The organism is Dorea formicigenerans, from assembly GCF_025150245.1.
GTDB classification, from domain to species: domain Bacteria; phylum Bacillota; class Clostridia; order Lachnospirales; family Lachnospiraceae; genus Dorea; species Dorea formicigenerans.
Map to the genome: position 1 here is coordinate 2971982 of NZ_CP102279.1, position 15666 is coordinate 2987647.

At 43.0% G+C, this 15666-nt stretch carries 15 protein-coding genes; 2 read left to right on the forward strand and 13 right to left on the reverse strand.

Annotated features, from left to right (window positions below):
* Positions 1-89: 89 nt before the first annotated feature.
* The 13 genes from NQ560_RS14460 to NQ560_RS14520 form a co-directional block, all read right to left on the reverse strand.
* Entirely contained in the window at positions 90-701 is a 612-nt protein-coding gene (locus tag NQ560_RS14460) for a V-type ATP synthase subunit D (protein ID WP_005335133.1), read from the reverse strand.
* A gap of 90 nt (positions 702-791) precedes the next feature.
* Positions 792-2177 (reverse strand): V-type ATP synthase subunit B, encoded by a 1386-nt coding sequence (locus tag NQ560_RS14465; protein WP_005335131.1) that lies wholly within the window; start codon positions 2175-2177, stop codon positions 792-794.
* 15 nt (positions 2178-2192) lie between these two features.
* The gene (locus NQ560_RS14470) at positions 2193-3968 is read right to left on the reverse strand and encodes a V-type ATP synthase subunit A (RefSeq protein ID WP_005335129.1); all 1776 of its coding nucleotides are present in this window, start codon (positions 3966-3968) and stop codon (positions 2193-2195) included.
* Positions 3958-4548 (reverse strand): V-type ATP synthase subunit E, encoded by a 591-nt coding sequence (locus tag NQ560_RS14475; RefSeq protein ID WP_005335127.1) that lies wholly within the window; start codon positions 4546-4548, stop codon positions 3958-3960. The genes NQ560_RS14470 and NQ560_RS14475 overlap by 11 nt, the downstream gene beginning before the upstream one ends.
* Positions 4549-4563: 15 nt before the next feature.
* On the reverse strand, positions 4564-4872 hold the full coding sequence (locus NQ560_RS14480; RefSeq protein WP_005335121.1) for a V-type ATP synthase subunit F: 309 nt from the start codon (positions 4870-4872) through the stop codon (positions 4564-4566).
* 1 nt (position 4873) lies between these two features.
* Positions 4874-5305, reverse strand: coding sequence for an ATP synthase subunit C (locus NQ560_RS14485; RefSeq protein ID WP_005335119.1), 432 nt, complete (start codon positions 5303-5305; stop codon positions 4874-4876).
* Positions 5306-5317: 12 nt separating this feature from the next.
* Entirely contained in the window at positions 5318-7255 is a 1938-nt protein-coding gene (locus tag NQ560_RS14490; RefSeq protein ID WP_005335118.1) for a V-type ATP synthase subunit I, read from the reverse strand.
* The gene (locus NQ560_RS14495; protein ID WP_005335117.1) at positions 7252-8298 is read right to left on the reverse strand and encodes a V0D/AC39 family V-type ATPase subunit; all 1047 of its coding nucleotides are present in this window, start codon (positions 8296-8298) and stop codon (positions 7252-7254) included. Before NQ560_RS14495 ends, NQ560_RS14490 begins: the two co-directional genes overlap by 4 nt.
* 93 nt (positions 8299-8391) lie before the next feature.
* Complete coding sequence (locus NQ560_RS14500) at positions 8392-8703, reverse strand: hypothetical protein (protein WP_005335116.1); 312 nt, start codon at positions 8701-8703, stop codon at positions 8392-8394.
* 521 nt (positions 8704-9224) lie between these two features.
* A complete protein-coding gene (locus tag NQ560_RS14505) occupies positions 9225-10112 on the reverse strand; it encodes an Rpn family recombination-promoting nuclease/putative transposase (protein ID WP_005335115.1) in 888 nt (295 codons plus the stop codon).
* A gap of 99 nt (positions 10113-10211) precedes the next feature.
* Complete coding sequence (locus tag NQ560_RS14510; protein WP_005335114.1) at positions 10212-10502, reverse strand: hypothetical protein; 291 nt, start codon at positions 10500-10502, stop codon at positions 10212-10214.
* A gap of 194 nt (positions 10503-10696) precedes the next feature.
* Complete coding sequence (pheT, locus tag NQ560_RS14515) at positions 10697-13141, reverse strand: phenylalanine--tRNA ligase subunit beta (RefSeq protein ID WP_005335113.1); 2445 nt, start codon at positions 13139-13141, stop codon at positions 10697-10699.
* Between the two features lie 16 nt (positions 13142-13157).
* Positions 13158-14195 (reverse strand): phenylalanine--tRNA ligase subunit alpha, encoded by a 1038-nt coding sequence (locus tag NQ560_RS14520; protein WP_005335111.1) that lies wholly within the window; start codon positions 14193-14195, stop codon positions 13158-13160.
* 570 nt (positions 14196-14765) lie between these two features.
* Between NQ560_RS14520 and NQ560_RS14525 the strand changes: the two genes are divergently transcribed.
* Both NQ560_RS14525 and NQ560_RS14530 read left to right on the forward strand, forming a co-directional pair.
* A complete protein-coding gene (locus NQ560_RS14525) occupies positions 14766-14918 on the forward strand; it encodes a phosphoketolase family protein (RefSeq protein WP_005335109.1) in 153 nt (50 codons plus the stop codon).
* Between the two features lie 37 nt (positions 14919-14955).
* Positions 14956-15666 carry a DUF6652 family protein gene (locus NQ560_RS14530; RefSeq protein ID WP_147567784.1) on the forward strand — a complete coding sequence of 237 codons (711 nt, stop codon included), beginning with the start codon at positions 14956-14958 and terminating at the stop codon, positions 15664-15666.

Genomic DNA, 15666 nt, shown 5'->3' on the forward strand with positions numbered 1-15666 from the left:
GAAAAGGGCACCCCTGATTACAGTTAGGGACACCCTTAATCGCTGATGGGGACGTAGTATTTTGGCATTTTACTACGTCCCCAATTAAATTATTGTCTTCGTTTTATTACTTTTAACCTTGTGAATTCTTCTCTTTCTTTTTCTTCCAGCGCGTTGTTGATGTTGTAGACCAGATTCGTGTACATCGGTATGGTGATGTTCTTCAGAGCATTGGCACGTTTCTGTGTCTTTTTGATGTTCGTTGCCAGACGATATGCTGAGTTCTCGACTTCAGCCAACTTGATGGTCAGATTCTTTACCTTTCGGAATGCCTCCCTGGCGATATCCAGCGATTCTCCTGTATCTCCGAGTGAGTAGGTCAGGTCATTCTGCTTTTCATCATATTTGATATGTGGAATCTCTGTTCCCATAATACTTCTGGTCTGTATACGAATGGAATCTTCAATTGGTACAGTGAATGCGAATTCCTGTACCCTGCTAATTCCCATCTCAATATTAGCGCGCTGCAGGCACGCATATGCCTGGGTAAATGTGGAATCTATCTCTTCCTGGATGCCTTTTGCCTCATCGATAAGTCCCATCAGTTCTTTAAGAAGTATATTTCGTTTTTTGTCCATCAGTTCATAGCCCTGATTGGCAAGTGCCAGCGAGTTTTTGGCAAGCATCAGATTTCCCTTGGTCGGAAACTCTCTTGGATCCATAGACTCCCTCCTTTCCCATTTTTGCAATATAGCAATTATAATGCAAGAATTCTGGCATATTTTCCAGATTCCTGCACTTCTAAATCATTTTTACGCTTCATTCTTCTTCGGATAATAGAAATCAATGAGTTTTGTATCGATTCGATCCAGTTCTTCTCTTGGAAGCAGTGCTAACAGTTCCCAGCCAAGATCCAGCGTCTCTTGAATGGTACGGTTCTCTGTTGTTCCTTGACCAATATAACGCTGTTCGAATTCGCGTCCGAACTCCAGATATTTCTTATCCAGTGGTGACAATTCATCTTCACCGATAACGGAGGCCAGGTTTCTTGCCTCTCCTACTTTTGCGTAGGAAGCAAATAACTGGTTCGCCAGCGCCTGGTGATCGTCTCGCGTATAGCCTTCTCCGATTCCGTCTTTCATCAGACGTGACAGTGACGGCAATACATTAATTGGCGGATAAACTGACTGTCCATAAAGATTGCGGTCCAGTACGATCTGACCTTCCGTAATATATCCGGTCAGGTCAGGAATCGGGTGCGTGATGTCGTCATTCGGCATGGTCAGGATCGGAAGCTGTGTCACCGATCCATTTGCCCCTTCCACAATTCCGGCACGCTCATAAATTGTTGCCAGTTCACTGTAAAGATAACCTGGATATCCTTTTCGTGACGGAATTTCTCCTCTTGAAGAAGACACTTCTCGAAGCGCCTCTGCAAATGAAGTCATATCTGTCAGGATTACAAGAATATGCATGTTACACTCAAACGCCAGATATTCTGCCACAGTCAGTGCTACCTTTGGTGTGATCAGACGCTCTACGACAGGGTCATTTGCCAGGTTCAGGAACATACACACATGGTCGGATACTCCGTTCTCATCAAATGTCTTGCGGAAGAAATCTGCCACGTCATGCTTAACTCCCATAGCTCCAAACACAATTGCGAAATCTTCATCAGAATCACCGCCCAGAGAGGCCTGTTTTACAATCTGCGCTGCTAACTGGTCATGTGGAAGTCCGTTTCCTGAGAAAATTGGAAGCTTTTGTCCACGGATCAGTGTTGTCAGACCATCAATGGCTGAAATTCCTGTCTGGATATAGTTTCTTGGATACTCACGTCTGACCGGATTAAGCGGAAGTCCGTTGACATCACGTTTATCCTCGGAAATGAGTGGTCCCATATCATCGATCGGCTGTCCGATTCCGTTAAAGGTTCTTCCAAGCATTTCCGGTGATACAGTAACCTCCATCGGACGTCCCATCAATCTCGTATGTGTATTGTCCAGGGACATATTCTCGGTTCCTTCAAATACCTGAATGATTGCTTTATCCTCATTCAGTTCCACAATACGTCCCATTTTCTTTGTTTTATGATCGACTACAAATTCCACGATTTCATCATAGAATGCGTCCTGAACTCCTTCCAGCACAACCAGAGGGCCTTCAACGCTGCTTAGTCCCAGATATTCTATTGCCATGATCTTGACCTCCTTCTATGCATTTTTCTCAATCACTGTATCGTAGAAACGGTCGATATCTACTTTGTACATATCTAATAATTGTAACTCGCCATTTGGCACATCGTATTTGATAGCGATAACTTTCTCAAAGATACCCTCTGCCTTCAAAACAGACATCGGCATACCTCTTGCCACCAGTTCTCTGCATTTCTTATAGAGATACAGAATAATATCCATCATACCGAACTGCTTCTTTAGAGATACACACGTATCGTCTTTGTGAAATGCGTTCTGCTGCAGGAATCCAAGGCGAATCACGCGGGCAATCTCCAATGTCAGCTTCTGATCATCCGGAAGTACATCACTACCGATCAGTTTTACAATCTCCATGAGACTGTTCTCCTGGTTCAGAATATTCATCAGACGGTTCCGATAGTCCACAAACTTTGGAGATACATTATCAGCATACCATGCACTTAAATCCGGTAAGTACTCGCTGTAACTGGTCAGCCAGTGGATCGCCGGGTAATGTCTTGCATATGCCAGAGACTTATCCAGTCCCCAAAAGCAACGGATAAATCGCTTCGTATTCTGTGTGACCGGCTCGGAGAAGTCTCCTCCCTGCGGAGATACTGCTCCAATGATTGTAACAGAACCTACAGCTCCATTTAATGTCTGCATCATACCGGCACGCTCATAGAATGCAGAAAGTCTGGATGCCAGATAAGCCGGGAATCCTTCCTCTGCCGGCATCTCTTCCAGACGTCCGGACAGCTCACGAAGAGCCTCTGCCCAACGGGATGTAGAATCCGCCATAATTGCAACATCATATCCCATATCACGATAATACTCAGCCAGTGTAAGTCCTGTGTAAATAGATGCCTCACGGGCAGCTACCGGCATGTTGGATGTGTTGGCAATCAGAGTCGTTCTGTCCATCAGCGGATTCCCCGTTCTTGGATCTACCAGTTCTGAGAACTCCTCCAGAACCTGTGTCATCTCATTTCCGCGCTCTCCGCATCCGATATATACAATAATGTCCGCATCGGACCATTTTGCGATCTGATGCTGGCTCATCGTCTTTCCTGTTCCGAATCCTCCCGGAATTGCGGCTGTTCCGCCTTTCGCCAGAGGGAACATAGTATCCATGACACGCTGTCCCGTCACAAGCGGAACTCTTGCAGAATAACGGTGATGCACCGGCCTTGGCACACGAATCGGCCATTTCTGCATCATGGAGAGTTCTTTTCTCTCCCCTTCTGTTGTCTCGATCACAACAAGTGTATCATTGATATGATACTGTCCGTCAGGTACGACACTGACCACGATTCCTTCCACATCCGGCGGAACCATACATTTGTGCACGATCGCATGAGTCTCCGGAACTTCTGCAATGATTGCCCCTCCCTGGAGTGCGTCACCTTCTGCAACCGTCATGTGTGTATCCCACAACTTATCAAGATCCAGAGAATCTACACTGACACCTCTTGTAATAAATGCGCCATTACTTGCCTGCGCAATCTTTTCCAGCGGACGTTCAATTCCGTCGAAAATATTATTGATAATTCCAGGTGCGAGGATAACAGATACTGCATCTCCGGTACCCTCCACAATCTCTCCCGGCTTCAGACCGGAAGTCTCCTCATAGACCTGAATCGTTGTCCTGTCCTTGTCCAGAGAAATAACCTCTCCTACCAGACGTTCTTCTCCTACATAGACCATCTCGGACATCTTAAATCCGGTCCTGCCTTTCAGATAAATGACAGGGCCGTTAATTCCATATATTTTTCCAGTATGTTTAGCGTCCACTGCCCATACCTCCTCCAAATGCGAACTTCTGATATTCTCTCTCCAGCGCGCCCTTAAATGCATAATCTACCAGAATATTTCTCTCTGGAATGACTGCACGGATTCCACCGATAAAGTCTTCTTTGCTGATACTCAGTGTAAATCCTGTCTTCTCCTCCAGATACGCTTTCTTATCTGCGTCTGTCGGATTAACATAAATCGTCATCTCGCCGCGGTCAGAATATGCTACCGCTTTTTCAATATATTTTACCAGAAGATCCTGATATTTTTCCGTCTTCATATATGCAGACAGTTTTTCTTCGACTTCTTTAAAAAGCTGCTTTTTCAAACGCTTCTGGGCAGCTCCAAGCTCTCGCTTAAGTTCCAGCGCAGCCTTTGAATTCGCCATACCAAGCTGCTGCTTCACGCTAGTCTTTTCAGCCTTGATTCTTGTGTCTGCCTGTATCAGTGCCTCTGCTTTATGTTGCTCAAAGACATGGGTAAGCGCCTTCTTATGCTGTTCCACAATCGCATTCCCTTTGCTTCTTGCCTCCTGCATTGCAGATTCCTGCAGTCTTGTTATCTTCTCATCTACTGTCACACAATCACCTGCTTCCTATAGTTTTAATCCTATAGCCTCATTCACATACGATGTGATAAAGTCTTTTTTACGTCCGGTTCCGTGTCTGTCCGGAATCTCGATCAAAAGCGGCATGGTCCGCTGTAACTTAATCTCGTTGATAAGATCCGGGAACTCCCGTCCGAACCGCTCAGTCAGCAGAATGACACCAACTTCTTTGTCATTCATGGCATTTTCTAATTCTTCACGCAGTTCGTTTCTTTCATGTACAACGACTCCATCTACGCCCGCCAGTCTCAGTCCCGTCAGAGTATCGACATTATCACTGATCAGATACATTTTCATCTTATAATTTACCGAGGATCATGAAGGAGATGATCAGTCCATACAGACACACACCTTCTGCCAGTCCTACGAAGATCAGTGACTTACCAAGTGCGCTGGAGTCCTCGCTGATTGCTCCAAGAGCGGCACTTGCTGCACTTGCTACGGCAATACCACCACCGACACAGGAAAGACCGGTTGACAGTGCGGCTGCGATATAACCAAATCCAGTTGCATTTGAAGCGGCTGCTGTTGTCTCTGCAGCGTATACCGGATCTCCGGAAAATAACATGATCGCTGCGATGGCAAATGCTCCAAAATAAAAGACAACATTTGCTCCAAGTGCACGTTTGTAACGTTTCTTACTTCTCTCTCCCTTAAGGAAATATCCAAATGGTACGATAATTCCAAGTACCAGTGCTGCCACCAGTAATAATTTTACAGTTAATGTCATGACTTCTTCCTCCTACTCGCTCTGTTTATGAAATGGTTTGAATTCTCTTCCTGTTCCTTTATAAAAACGGCTGAACATCTCGTAATATTCCAGACGCAGGACCTGGATACCAACTACCAGTCCTTCCAGTCCACAGACTATGATATTACCGATGACAAATATGATCCAGTTCGTGCTTCCCGCACTCGCTCCGGAGAGCATCAGTACAACTTCCATCATTGCCGCATGGCTCACTGCAAATGCTCCGATACGCACATAAGAAATGGTATTGGAGAAGTAGCTTAACATGGTCTCGAACAATTCAAAAAATGCCTGTACAAAGAACATGACCTTGCCGCCTTCCATTTTCTTATGACGTTTCTCTACCAGATTTCCAAGTGGCTCTTTAAATACAAAGAGGAGCACCGGAATTCCAAGGAAAATCACAAGCATTACATTTCCCGGAGTCTTGTGTCCGGTCATATAAAGTACTACTGTCAGTACCAGGAATCCATAAAATACAAGTCCTGCCACACCATTGGTGGAGAATAACATATTTTCCTTATCGTGGGCTTTCGCCGAATTGATAATATTGAAGATCATCACCAGAATATTCAGTGCCATACCAAATGCAATGGCAACGACGAATACGGTGTTAAGCTGCCCGATAAACGGCAGATTCGTCATTGCCGATACAGGCCTTAACCAGCGGGCTTCAATAATATCTTCAAATCCAAATATGCTTCCGAACATAAATCCGAAGAACATGGAAAAAATACCTGCAATGGAAATAATTCCTGCCAGATTGATCTTCTTTGTCAGATACAGGATTCCGCCAATTGCAAAGAGGCAGAAGCCCTGGCCAAGATCTCCGAACATGGCTCCGAATATAAATGTATAGGTCAGTGCCACGAACATGGTCGGGTCCATCTCATCGTGAGCCGGAAGTCCGTACATCTTGATAAACATTTCAAATGGTTTAAATACCTTCGGGTTCTCAAGCTTTGTCGGGGGATCACCAAAATACTGGTCACGCTCATCTTCGACCATGATACTAATCTTATCGTCATCCTGGGTCTCAGCAAGAAGCGCATCTACATCCTTTTCACTCATCCAGCCACATAAGATATAGAACTCATCCCTCTCATCCTCACTGGTCACTCTCGCTGCAAGTTTACGGATATCAAAGTTGTCCGCAAGCTCCTGCAGTCTCTTTCTCGCTCCCAGAAGCTTGGCTGCATTACGTTTCATAAGTGCTGTAATCTTATCCTCATCTGCGTCAATATCTTTTTGCACTGCTTCAATATCCTGATCCAGCTTCTCACACGCTTCTTTAGGAGTTCCGATGTAAGCATCTGTCACGTCAATTCTCTCAAAGTGCAGTGCCCGGAATGTGTTATCCGCTTTCGCAATATCCGCATTTGCCGCTATGTAACAGCCATAGACAAAACCTTTGTCTTTTCCAGCCTCCAGAAATATGGCATTCAGACTGTCAGCCAGATATTTTTCAAGACGTCTGTAATAGTCAAGCGAAATGCGTCCGAACCGTACCTGCATGTACTGATACTGCAATGCTTTATGAACATCCACTTTCAACGCAGAAAATGGTTTCAGGACATTTTCCTTTCCAAGCAATTCTTCCTTCTTGAGCTTCAGCCTTTCTCTGTCTTCCACAAGTCCCAGATAATCATGATTCAGATCCCGGATCAGCGCCAGCATATCATCCTTTGATCCTGACAGATCTGCCCGAATTTCCCCGTCCTCCGGCAGAAGCTGTGCGAACTGCTCTGCCTTTGCAAGCGGATCTCTGTACGGGTTCACTTCCACGAACGGCATGATATTTTCCGTCGTCTTAAGTTCTGTCACCGCATTTTCAATCTGCATCTCATATTTTGACAGATATTTCTCGCATACCCGGTCGATGTCATCTCTCGGACCGCTGATATTTAAGAATCTCATTTTTACAATCACTTGCTCTCACCTCCCAAGTATGTCAATATCTCCTGTCTGGTCAGTCCATAACGGATACACTCTAACGCTGTCGTCAGCTTGTCGATTTCCTGCTCCTTCAAGAATAAAAATGCGTGCATCGTTGCATCGGAGTAAGGATCCTTCTGCCTGTCAGATATATAGAGATCCCGTAAAATATCTTTGATACTCTTTTCTATGGACTGCCCCTCTTTCATGTGGACATGTGTTCCATAGTAAGTATTCTCAATCTGCTTTTTCATCTCTTCCACATTCGGTGCTTCCACGATTGCCTTAAATTCTTCCGTACTTAAATGAAAATGATATGGAAGCGTCAGTGCATAGATTTCTGCCGGAAGCATACGATAATACTGCTTCGCACGGTACACCCATTGAATGTTCATGAGATCCATCTTGATTCCCACATCTCTTGAAAAACGCTCTCTGGATTTTCCGGAGAATACCTTTCTTCCCCGCCTCCAGTAATTAGTAAAATAGTAAAGCTCCAGTGCCTGATCGTAGTCAAATAATGTCGCTGCCCCGGAATCCCGGATTGGTTTTAATGCTTCATAATACTCACTGCCACGTAAGTTATCCACAAGTTCGTCGATATTTGTGGAAGTTATCAACTTATCAATAGAAAGTTTTGAATATTTATCAAAAAATTCCTTCTTATAATCCAGGTCATAAGGCTTGTCATAATGGTTAAATACGATTCTCAGACAATAGTTGATCACACTGACTTCATACTTCTTCCAGTAAATCTTCAGAAATTTCTTCTGGTCGATTCCCGCAAACCGGAAGATTCTTGTGTAATCATTATACAGAGACTGATACAACATCTTCTCAATATCACCTCGATGAAGATGCGCCAGTTCCAACTGATCCATGTAGACTGCGTAGGCCGGTTTCGTCTTCAAAAATTCCACCACCTGCACAACATCCGTAAAACCGGAAATAGTCTCATAGTCAGCCTGTGTAAGAAGCTTTGCCTGCATTGCGCGGATTTTCGTCGTAAGTCCGCTGTATGCCATCACATTGCCCATTGTTCTCTTCCTCGCTATATTTCTTTTTGAAATGTCTGAAATTCTGATACCTGTGGTTTACTCCTCGCTTCACGCTCCCACTGGCATCTTATATTACACTTCTATTATATGACGCAAAATACCTTCTGCATAAACTGCATGGGCCGTCTCATATTCCTTTTCCAATGTCTGAACTGCCTCGTGATTCTTCTCACGCTGACTCTTCAGGAGTTCATCGACCTGCCGCTTTCCATCTTCCCGGATTCTGGTAAGTTCTGCCTGCGTCTTCTCATCCAGTTCTTTATCAAACTGATCTCTCTGCGCCTGAATCTCCTGCTCAACCTGACTCTTATCTTCTTCTGCCTTCGCCACAATACTGCGCGCAGTGTTCTCAATATCATCCAGTCTTTCAATCACAGATTTCATAAGCCGCCCCCTTCTTGTTATCTGTCTGACCAAAGCCACATATCATCACAGAACTCTCTAAAAAACTCGCACTTTTTTAATGATTTCTCAAAAAATATACTGAAATTCTAACAGTTTTCTATAATATGAAATATTTTAGAAAATAGCTCTAAATCAGAACGTTTATATTTAACTATAGTCTCTAAATTGCACAATTGTCAAGTAAGTTATGCCGATTTTTGTGTAATTTTTATACATTTCCGCCAAAGTGTATGGATATTTCATTAGTAAAAATCACAAGACTATTTTTGTATATACTAAGCGGTTCATCAATGTTGTATAAAGGAATGTTTTTCATCCTTAAAAATGTTTTTGCTGATTTTGCTACATAACCAACAAACCAACTTACCTTCTTTCTACTCCTAATAATTTCTCACATTAAATAAAACGAAGGAAACTCAAATCTGATTGGTTTCCTTCCTCACACTCTTTCATCTCTTATGCTCTTTTTATTTCTTTCTGCTCTTCCTGTATACCAAAAATTATTTACACAATTTTCTCACTTCTTCCACTGTCTTCTGTGCAATTGACGCAATCTGTTCTTCTGAAATCCCTGCCTTCCACATGGAACGAATCATTTCATTCTGACCTTCTTCTCTTCCAATCCGTTCACCTTCTTCTCTTCCAATCCTGGTCGCATAATGGAGCTGCGCATATTTGTCCCGTTTATACTTCAATCTCGTCTCATACTCCAGACGCTTCTTCTCGTCCGCACTGAGTCTGTCCAGTTCTTCATACGCTTCTCCAAAATACTCGTCCTGCTTTGCCATCTCTTTTAACTCCTTCCGGCTCTTTGCATTGAGAAATCGCATCCACCTTATGATTCCTTCTTCGTTCTGATCTTCCGGTGGTAACTTCCCCAATTCCAACACATGAATCTCCATGATATCTGTATAAATCTCTCCCGTTTTTGTATCGCAAAATGTAATTTTTCGATAGTACCTGTTATCCTCCGGGAAATGTACAAAATCCAGAATACTGACATGAATGCATTTCTGAATTTTGTCATAATCATCACCTTTATGAATCTGATCTGTGACCATCTTGCTTAAATAAAACACAATCCGTTTTTTCCAAAAATCAAATTCTGCCACCTGCATCTCAAAGTCTATCTGCGTGCCATCATGCATTTCAACTCGAACATCCAAAATTCCATATTTATCGTCTTCGTACTCTTTTCTGAGTATGGTCGGCAACAGTCTAGTCTCCTTGATTTCTTCTGGTCTTACTCCCAACAATGCTGCAATAATTCCTTTTCGCACCTTTTCATTTCTCATCAGTTCTTTGAAACAAAAATCTACGGTCGGAAGCATGATAAACTCGTCATCTGTACGGTTCTTTTGTACTTTAATTCCTGTTCTTTTTGACATATACTCTCCTCTCCGACAACTGTCTATAGTCTGAGAAAAGATTATCTATAGATATTTTACCATATATTAATAGTATATTCCAGTTGGAAATGCTAATCTTCAAATAACATCCTGTACCGCACCAGGTTCCCTTCCCAGCCTATATTCACTTGTCACACGTTCATCACTTTGGAATAACACCCGATACTCTGAGCCTCCGAAATGAATGAAATTAAATAGATACCTTTTGCAGATAACAAGAATCGCCATCTGCGTGACGTTAGAATAACACATATATGATAGTTTTGCAATAAATAAATCTGCAACTTTCGCACATAATAAAATCCATCTGCTGGTTTTCCAAACACCGTCCGGCTTTCCGAAAATTTCCGATACGCAAAATCCAGCCAACTGTTACTCAGATAATTGAGGAATTTGCAACATTTTGCGAGCATCATTAATCTGTAAGTGCACTGTCTGAGCCGCCCTTTGGCGAGTTTGCACGCACAGATTTAATAGATAGCGCAGCAAAATTTGTAAAAATTCATCATATCTGATGACAGCTGGCTGGATTATTATATTATATCGAATTATCTAACACATTTTTACTGAGTTCTCAGCTCTGCTCCCATCTTCTTCTGCAGCTTCTTCATAACCTGATTTGCTACACTTTCAATCTCCTGGGAAGTCAGTGTCTTCTCATTAGATCCGATGGTCAGTCTGATTGTCACAGATTTCTTGCCCTGTGGGATTTGTTTTCCACGGTACTCATCTACGAAATCTGCTTTCTTAAGGAACTCGCTGGCTTTCTTCTTGCCAAGAATTGCCTCATGCATATCACTCCATACTGCATTGGAGTCAAAGAGCATGGAAATGTCATATTCGTTCTCCGGATATGCTGCAAGGTGAGTGAATTTATTGGTTCTGGAAATGAGTGGTTTCAGTTTCAGAACATCTAATTCAAAGAGCATTACGGACAAGTTCTTGATTCCGCAGTCCATAGATGCCTTCTTAGCCAGAAGTCCCATATCACCAATCTTCTCATCTCCACGGTAAATGTTGAGCCATACTACATTGTCAGCCCATACTGGTTTCTCTTCTTTTCTGAACTCAAATGCTGCCTGATGTGTATAACGTGGCATATACTCCAGAACACCTTTTGCTTCCTGGAAGAGTTCTTTCACATCTTTCACACTGCTTGCAAATGCTCCGGCAATGTAGCGGCGCTGCTCTGGCAGTAACTCAGACTTGTCGTATGGTGAAGTATAGTTTGCATCATGGAATACCTGAGCTTCCTCAAAGATTGAGAAATCATTGAAGTAACGCTCATTCTTTGCAACTGCCTCGCAAATGTTCGGAAGCAGAGAAGCACGCAGGTAACTGAGATCCGGTGCCGGTGGTGTTGAAAGACGAAGCATTCCTTCTGTCGTCTGCATAATTGCATTCAGATATACATCATTTACCCAAGGATATGTGTAGATTTCCTGCATTCCACAACGAATTGCAAGGAACTCTTTCATATTTCTTACAAGATCCTGATCTTTCTGATTGATTGCACTGTCAAATGTTGTTGTAAATGATGTTGGCTCGAAATTGTCGTATCCATACATTCTGGCAACTTCTTCCATTACATCATCTTTAATGGAAATGTCACCTGTAGAACGCCATGTCGGAGCGATAACGTGCATGTCCTCACCATTGATCTGTACATCAAATCCAAGTTTTTCAAGCTTGCCCTGGATCTCATCATTTGTCAGATGCTTTCCAAGTCTCTTCTCAAGCCATACAAGGTTTACATCAATCTCAGCTCTCTTGAGTTTCTTTACATATTTATCACAGTAACCTGTCACTTTCATTTCCGGATACAGCTCTTTGAAATACTGCATGGAAAGTGCAAGTGCCTGGTCGCATCTCTCAGGATCGATAGCTTTTTCATATCTTGAAGAAGCTTCTGTACGGTTATCATAACGAAGTGCAGTTCTTCTGATTCCTGCTGCTTCAAAGTTTGCGACCTCAAGAATGACACGCTCTGTCTTAGGCAGGATAGAATCCTTTGCTCCACCCATAACACCGGCCAGTGCAACAGGTCCCTCGGAATCTGTAATTACAAGGTCATCTGTACAAAGAGAAAGCTCTTTGTCGTTCAGAAGAAGTAACTTCTCATTTTCTGCTGCATGTCTTACAACGATGTGATCAGAAATGTTATCTGCGTCAAATGCATGTGTCGGGTTACCAGTTGCAAGCATGACGTAGTTTGTAATGTCAACCAATGCATTGATTGGACGCATACCAACCTTCCAGATTCTACTCTGCATCTGATATGGTGCCTCTTTTACATTTACACCAGACATTTCTACTCCGATATATCTTGGACATCTGTCTGGATCAGCAATCTCTACATTAAAATCAGACTGTACATCTGTCTCAAATGGCTTGATCTCAGCTAATGGCAGATTGTATAATGCTGCAATCTCGCGAGCGATACCATAGTGTCCCCACAGATCCGGTCTGTTTGTCATTGATTTGTTATCAATCTCAAGAAGAACGTCGTTCAGATCAAGGGCATCTGCCAGAGTTGTTCCTGCCGGTACATCAAATGCGGACAGGTCAAGAATCTCTGCTTCCTGAGATGCCGGGAAGAGATCTCCCAGTCCAATCTCGTCAGATGCACAGATCATTCCGTAGGAAGCCACGCCACGAAGTTTAGACTTCTTGATCTCAACAGGCTCTCCCTCTCCATGCCAGCGGACAATTGCTCCCGGGCAGGATACGGCAACGCGCATACCTTTTTCCAGATTGATACCACCGCAGACGATGTCTTTGATTTCACCGTCACCGATGTCTACTTTGCAGACACGAAGTTTGTCTGCATTTGGATGTGGCTCGATATCCTCGATCACACCTACTACCATATGGTCAAAACGGTCTGCCAGGTACTCGACGTCCTCAACCTCAACAGTATCCATAGTCAGATCATATGCAAGCTGTTTCATATCCATATCTTCAGGGATATTTACAAAATCTTTAATCCATGATAATGATAATTTCATCTTTATTCTCCTCCGCTTATCTGAACTGTCTCAGGAATCTTAAATCGCCACTGTGGAACAATCTTACGTCATCCACACCGTAACGCATCATAACCAGTCTGTCCAGACCGATATTTACATAGAAACCTGTGTACTCATCCGGATCCAGTCCTGCTGCACGAAGTACATTTGGATGTGGGGATCCACCCGGCATAACCTCGATCCAGCCCACATGTTTACATACGCTGCAGCCTTTTCCGCCGCACACCTGACACTCCATGTCGATCTCAAATCCTGGCTCTACAAATGGGAAGAAACCGGAACGCATTCTTACCGGAACGTCTCTTCCGAATACTTTACTTAAAATGCTCTGGATCATAACTTTTCCGTCTGTGAACTTGATATCCTTATCCACAATCAGAGCCTCATACTGGAAAAATGCTCTCTCATGATGTGAATCTGTTGTCTCGTTACGATATACACGTCCCGGATATACAAAACGATACGGCGGTTTGTGTGTCTGCATATAACGGACACTTCCTCCTGTCAAATGTGGTCTCAGGCAAAGCTTTTCATTTGTGCTTCCACTGTCATGACCCTCCAGCCAGTATGTGTCCATACTCTCTCTTGCCGGATGATTCGGAGGAAAGTTCAGTTTATCAAATGCATATAACTCACTTGTGATGTCATCCTCCTGGAAAATCTCAAATCCCATAGAACGGAATGCATCGTTCAGGTCATAGCACATCTGTGTGATTGGGTGAAGTCCTCCGTTCGGCGGCAGGATTCCCGGTACAGAACAATCAAAGTCCGGTGAAACCTCAGAAGCTTTCAGCTTCAGCTCTGTTCTCTTAGAGTTGATCAGCTCTGTCACCTGATTCTTAGCCTGGTTGAGCACCTTTCCCATCTCCGGGCGAAGCGCTGCGTCAAGCTTCGGCATCTCCTTCATTAACATACTTAACGCACCCTGTTTTCCAACATATGCATTCTTCACATTCTGCAGTTCATTTTCATTTGCTGCTTCAGAAATCTTAGTTTTCACTTCTGATAAAATACTGTTGATTTTATCTTTCATCCTAATTCCCCTTTCTACTACTCTTTAAGTTCAGCGTCTCTTTTTATTTTAAGTTACTGTTCAGAGCTAACTTTCAAAATATTCCATATTTTGAAATTATGCTTAACTTTGGACGTAAACATTTTATTGAAAATAAAAAAAGCACCGCCACTTGTGATTAACAAGGGACGATGTTACTCGCGGTACCACCCTATTTCAGAGTCCTTATAACTCTGCACTCTTTTATGTGTATTCGATCTGCTACACGAACATCCAACTTAACGCACTTACTTTTGACAAATGCTTTTCATCAGAAGACTCCCATACTGAAATTTCCAAAAGGTTCGCGTGAAATGCTCTCAGCCGGTGACACTTCATCTCTGCTTCACTACATCTTCTGTACTTACATATGTTCATAGTCCAAAATCAAAAATATTATTGCATAAATTCATACATTTGTCAACGGTCGCATTTATCCATATCAGAACGTTATGATTCCAATGCAAAATTGCTATTTTACGTCTTATTTTCACTATGCTATGATGACACTAGTTAAAAAATCAACACATTATTGAAAGAAAGAGGTATATTATGGACGACAACAAAATGTGTCTTGAGAAACAGCCGTTATCTCAGGAAATGCTTGAAAAAATGAATGCCTACTGGCGTGCTGCCAACTATCTGTCAGCCGGTCAGCTCAATCTTCTGGACAATCCATTCCCCAAGAATTATAATCAAATATAGAAAGCAATGAAAAATCTCCCGAAAGGAGCCGATGCACATGAAAAAATCCGCTGACAAATTGGCAATTGCATATGTAATTATATTATCTCTGATTCCGGTACTTGCTCTTCCGAATCTTATATTCCAGAGCCATGTACTCGATGCGATTCCATATGATGCCTCCGCTCTCACTACGGAATTAGGATTTTTTCTGTCAAACCTGCCTGCTATCATTTACATTATGGTGCTTTATATTCTTGGAATCCTAAATATCTGGAAATCTTTTTCTTCCTATGAGGAAGGTGATTCCACTGCTCTTATAAACCGCATGCTCATACATAAGTACGGGCTTGTTGCGTTTTTCCTATACGACTTTATTCTGCTGTTCACCCTATATTTTTTCGCAGGTGCAGCACTGACATTCATGACCGGAGGTCTGATTATACCACTTATGCTCCCAATCATGAGTGTTATGATATTTTTCACTGTCATCGGATTCTGGCTCACAATCCTTCCGGGCTCATTTTACGCCCTGCAGGTAATCCGCATGACTTATAAAGCCGGAAAAATCAGCCTCGGAACGGCCCTCCTGCATGGTATCCTGCAGTTCTTCTTCCTGGCAGATGTCTTAAGCGCCATGTACCTTGCAGCCGTAAAATGGAAGCGCGCAAAGAAAAGCTCTATCGTAGTCGGAATTGTATATATTGTATGTGCAATTGGAACCGTTGTACTGGCAGTAGCAACCATTAAAGAATTTCAGGGATTATAA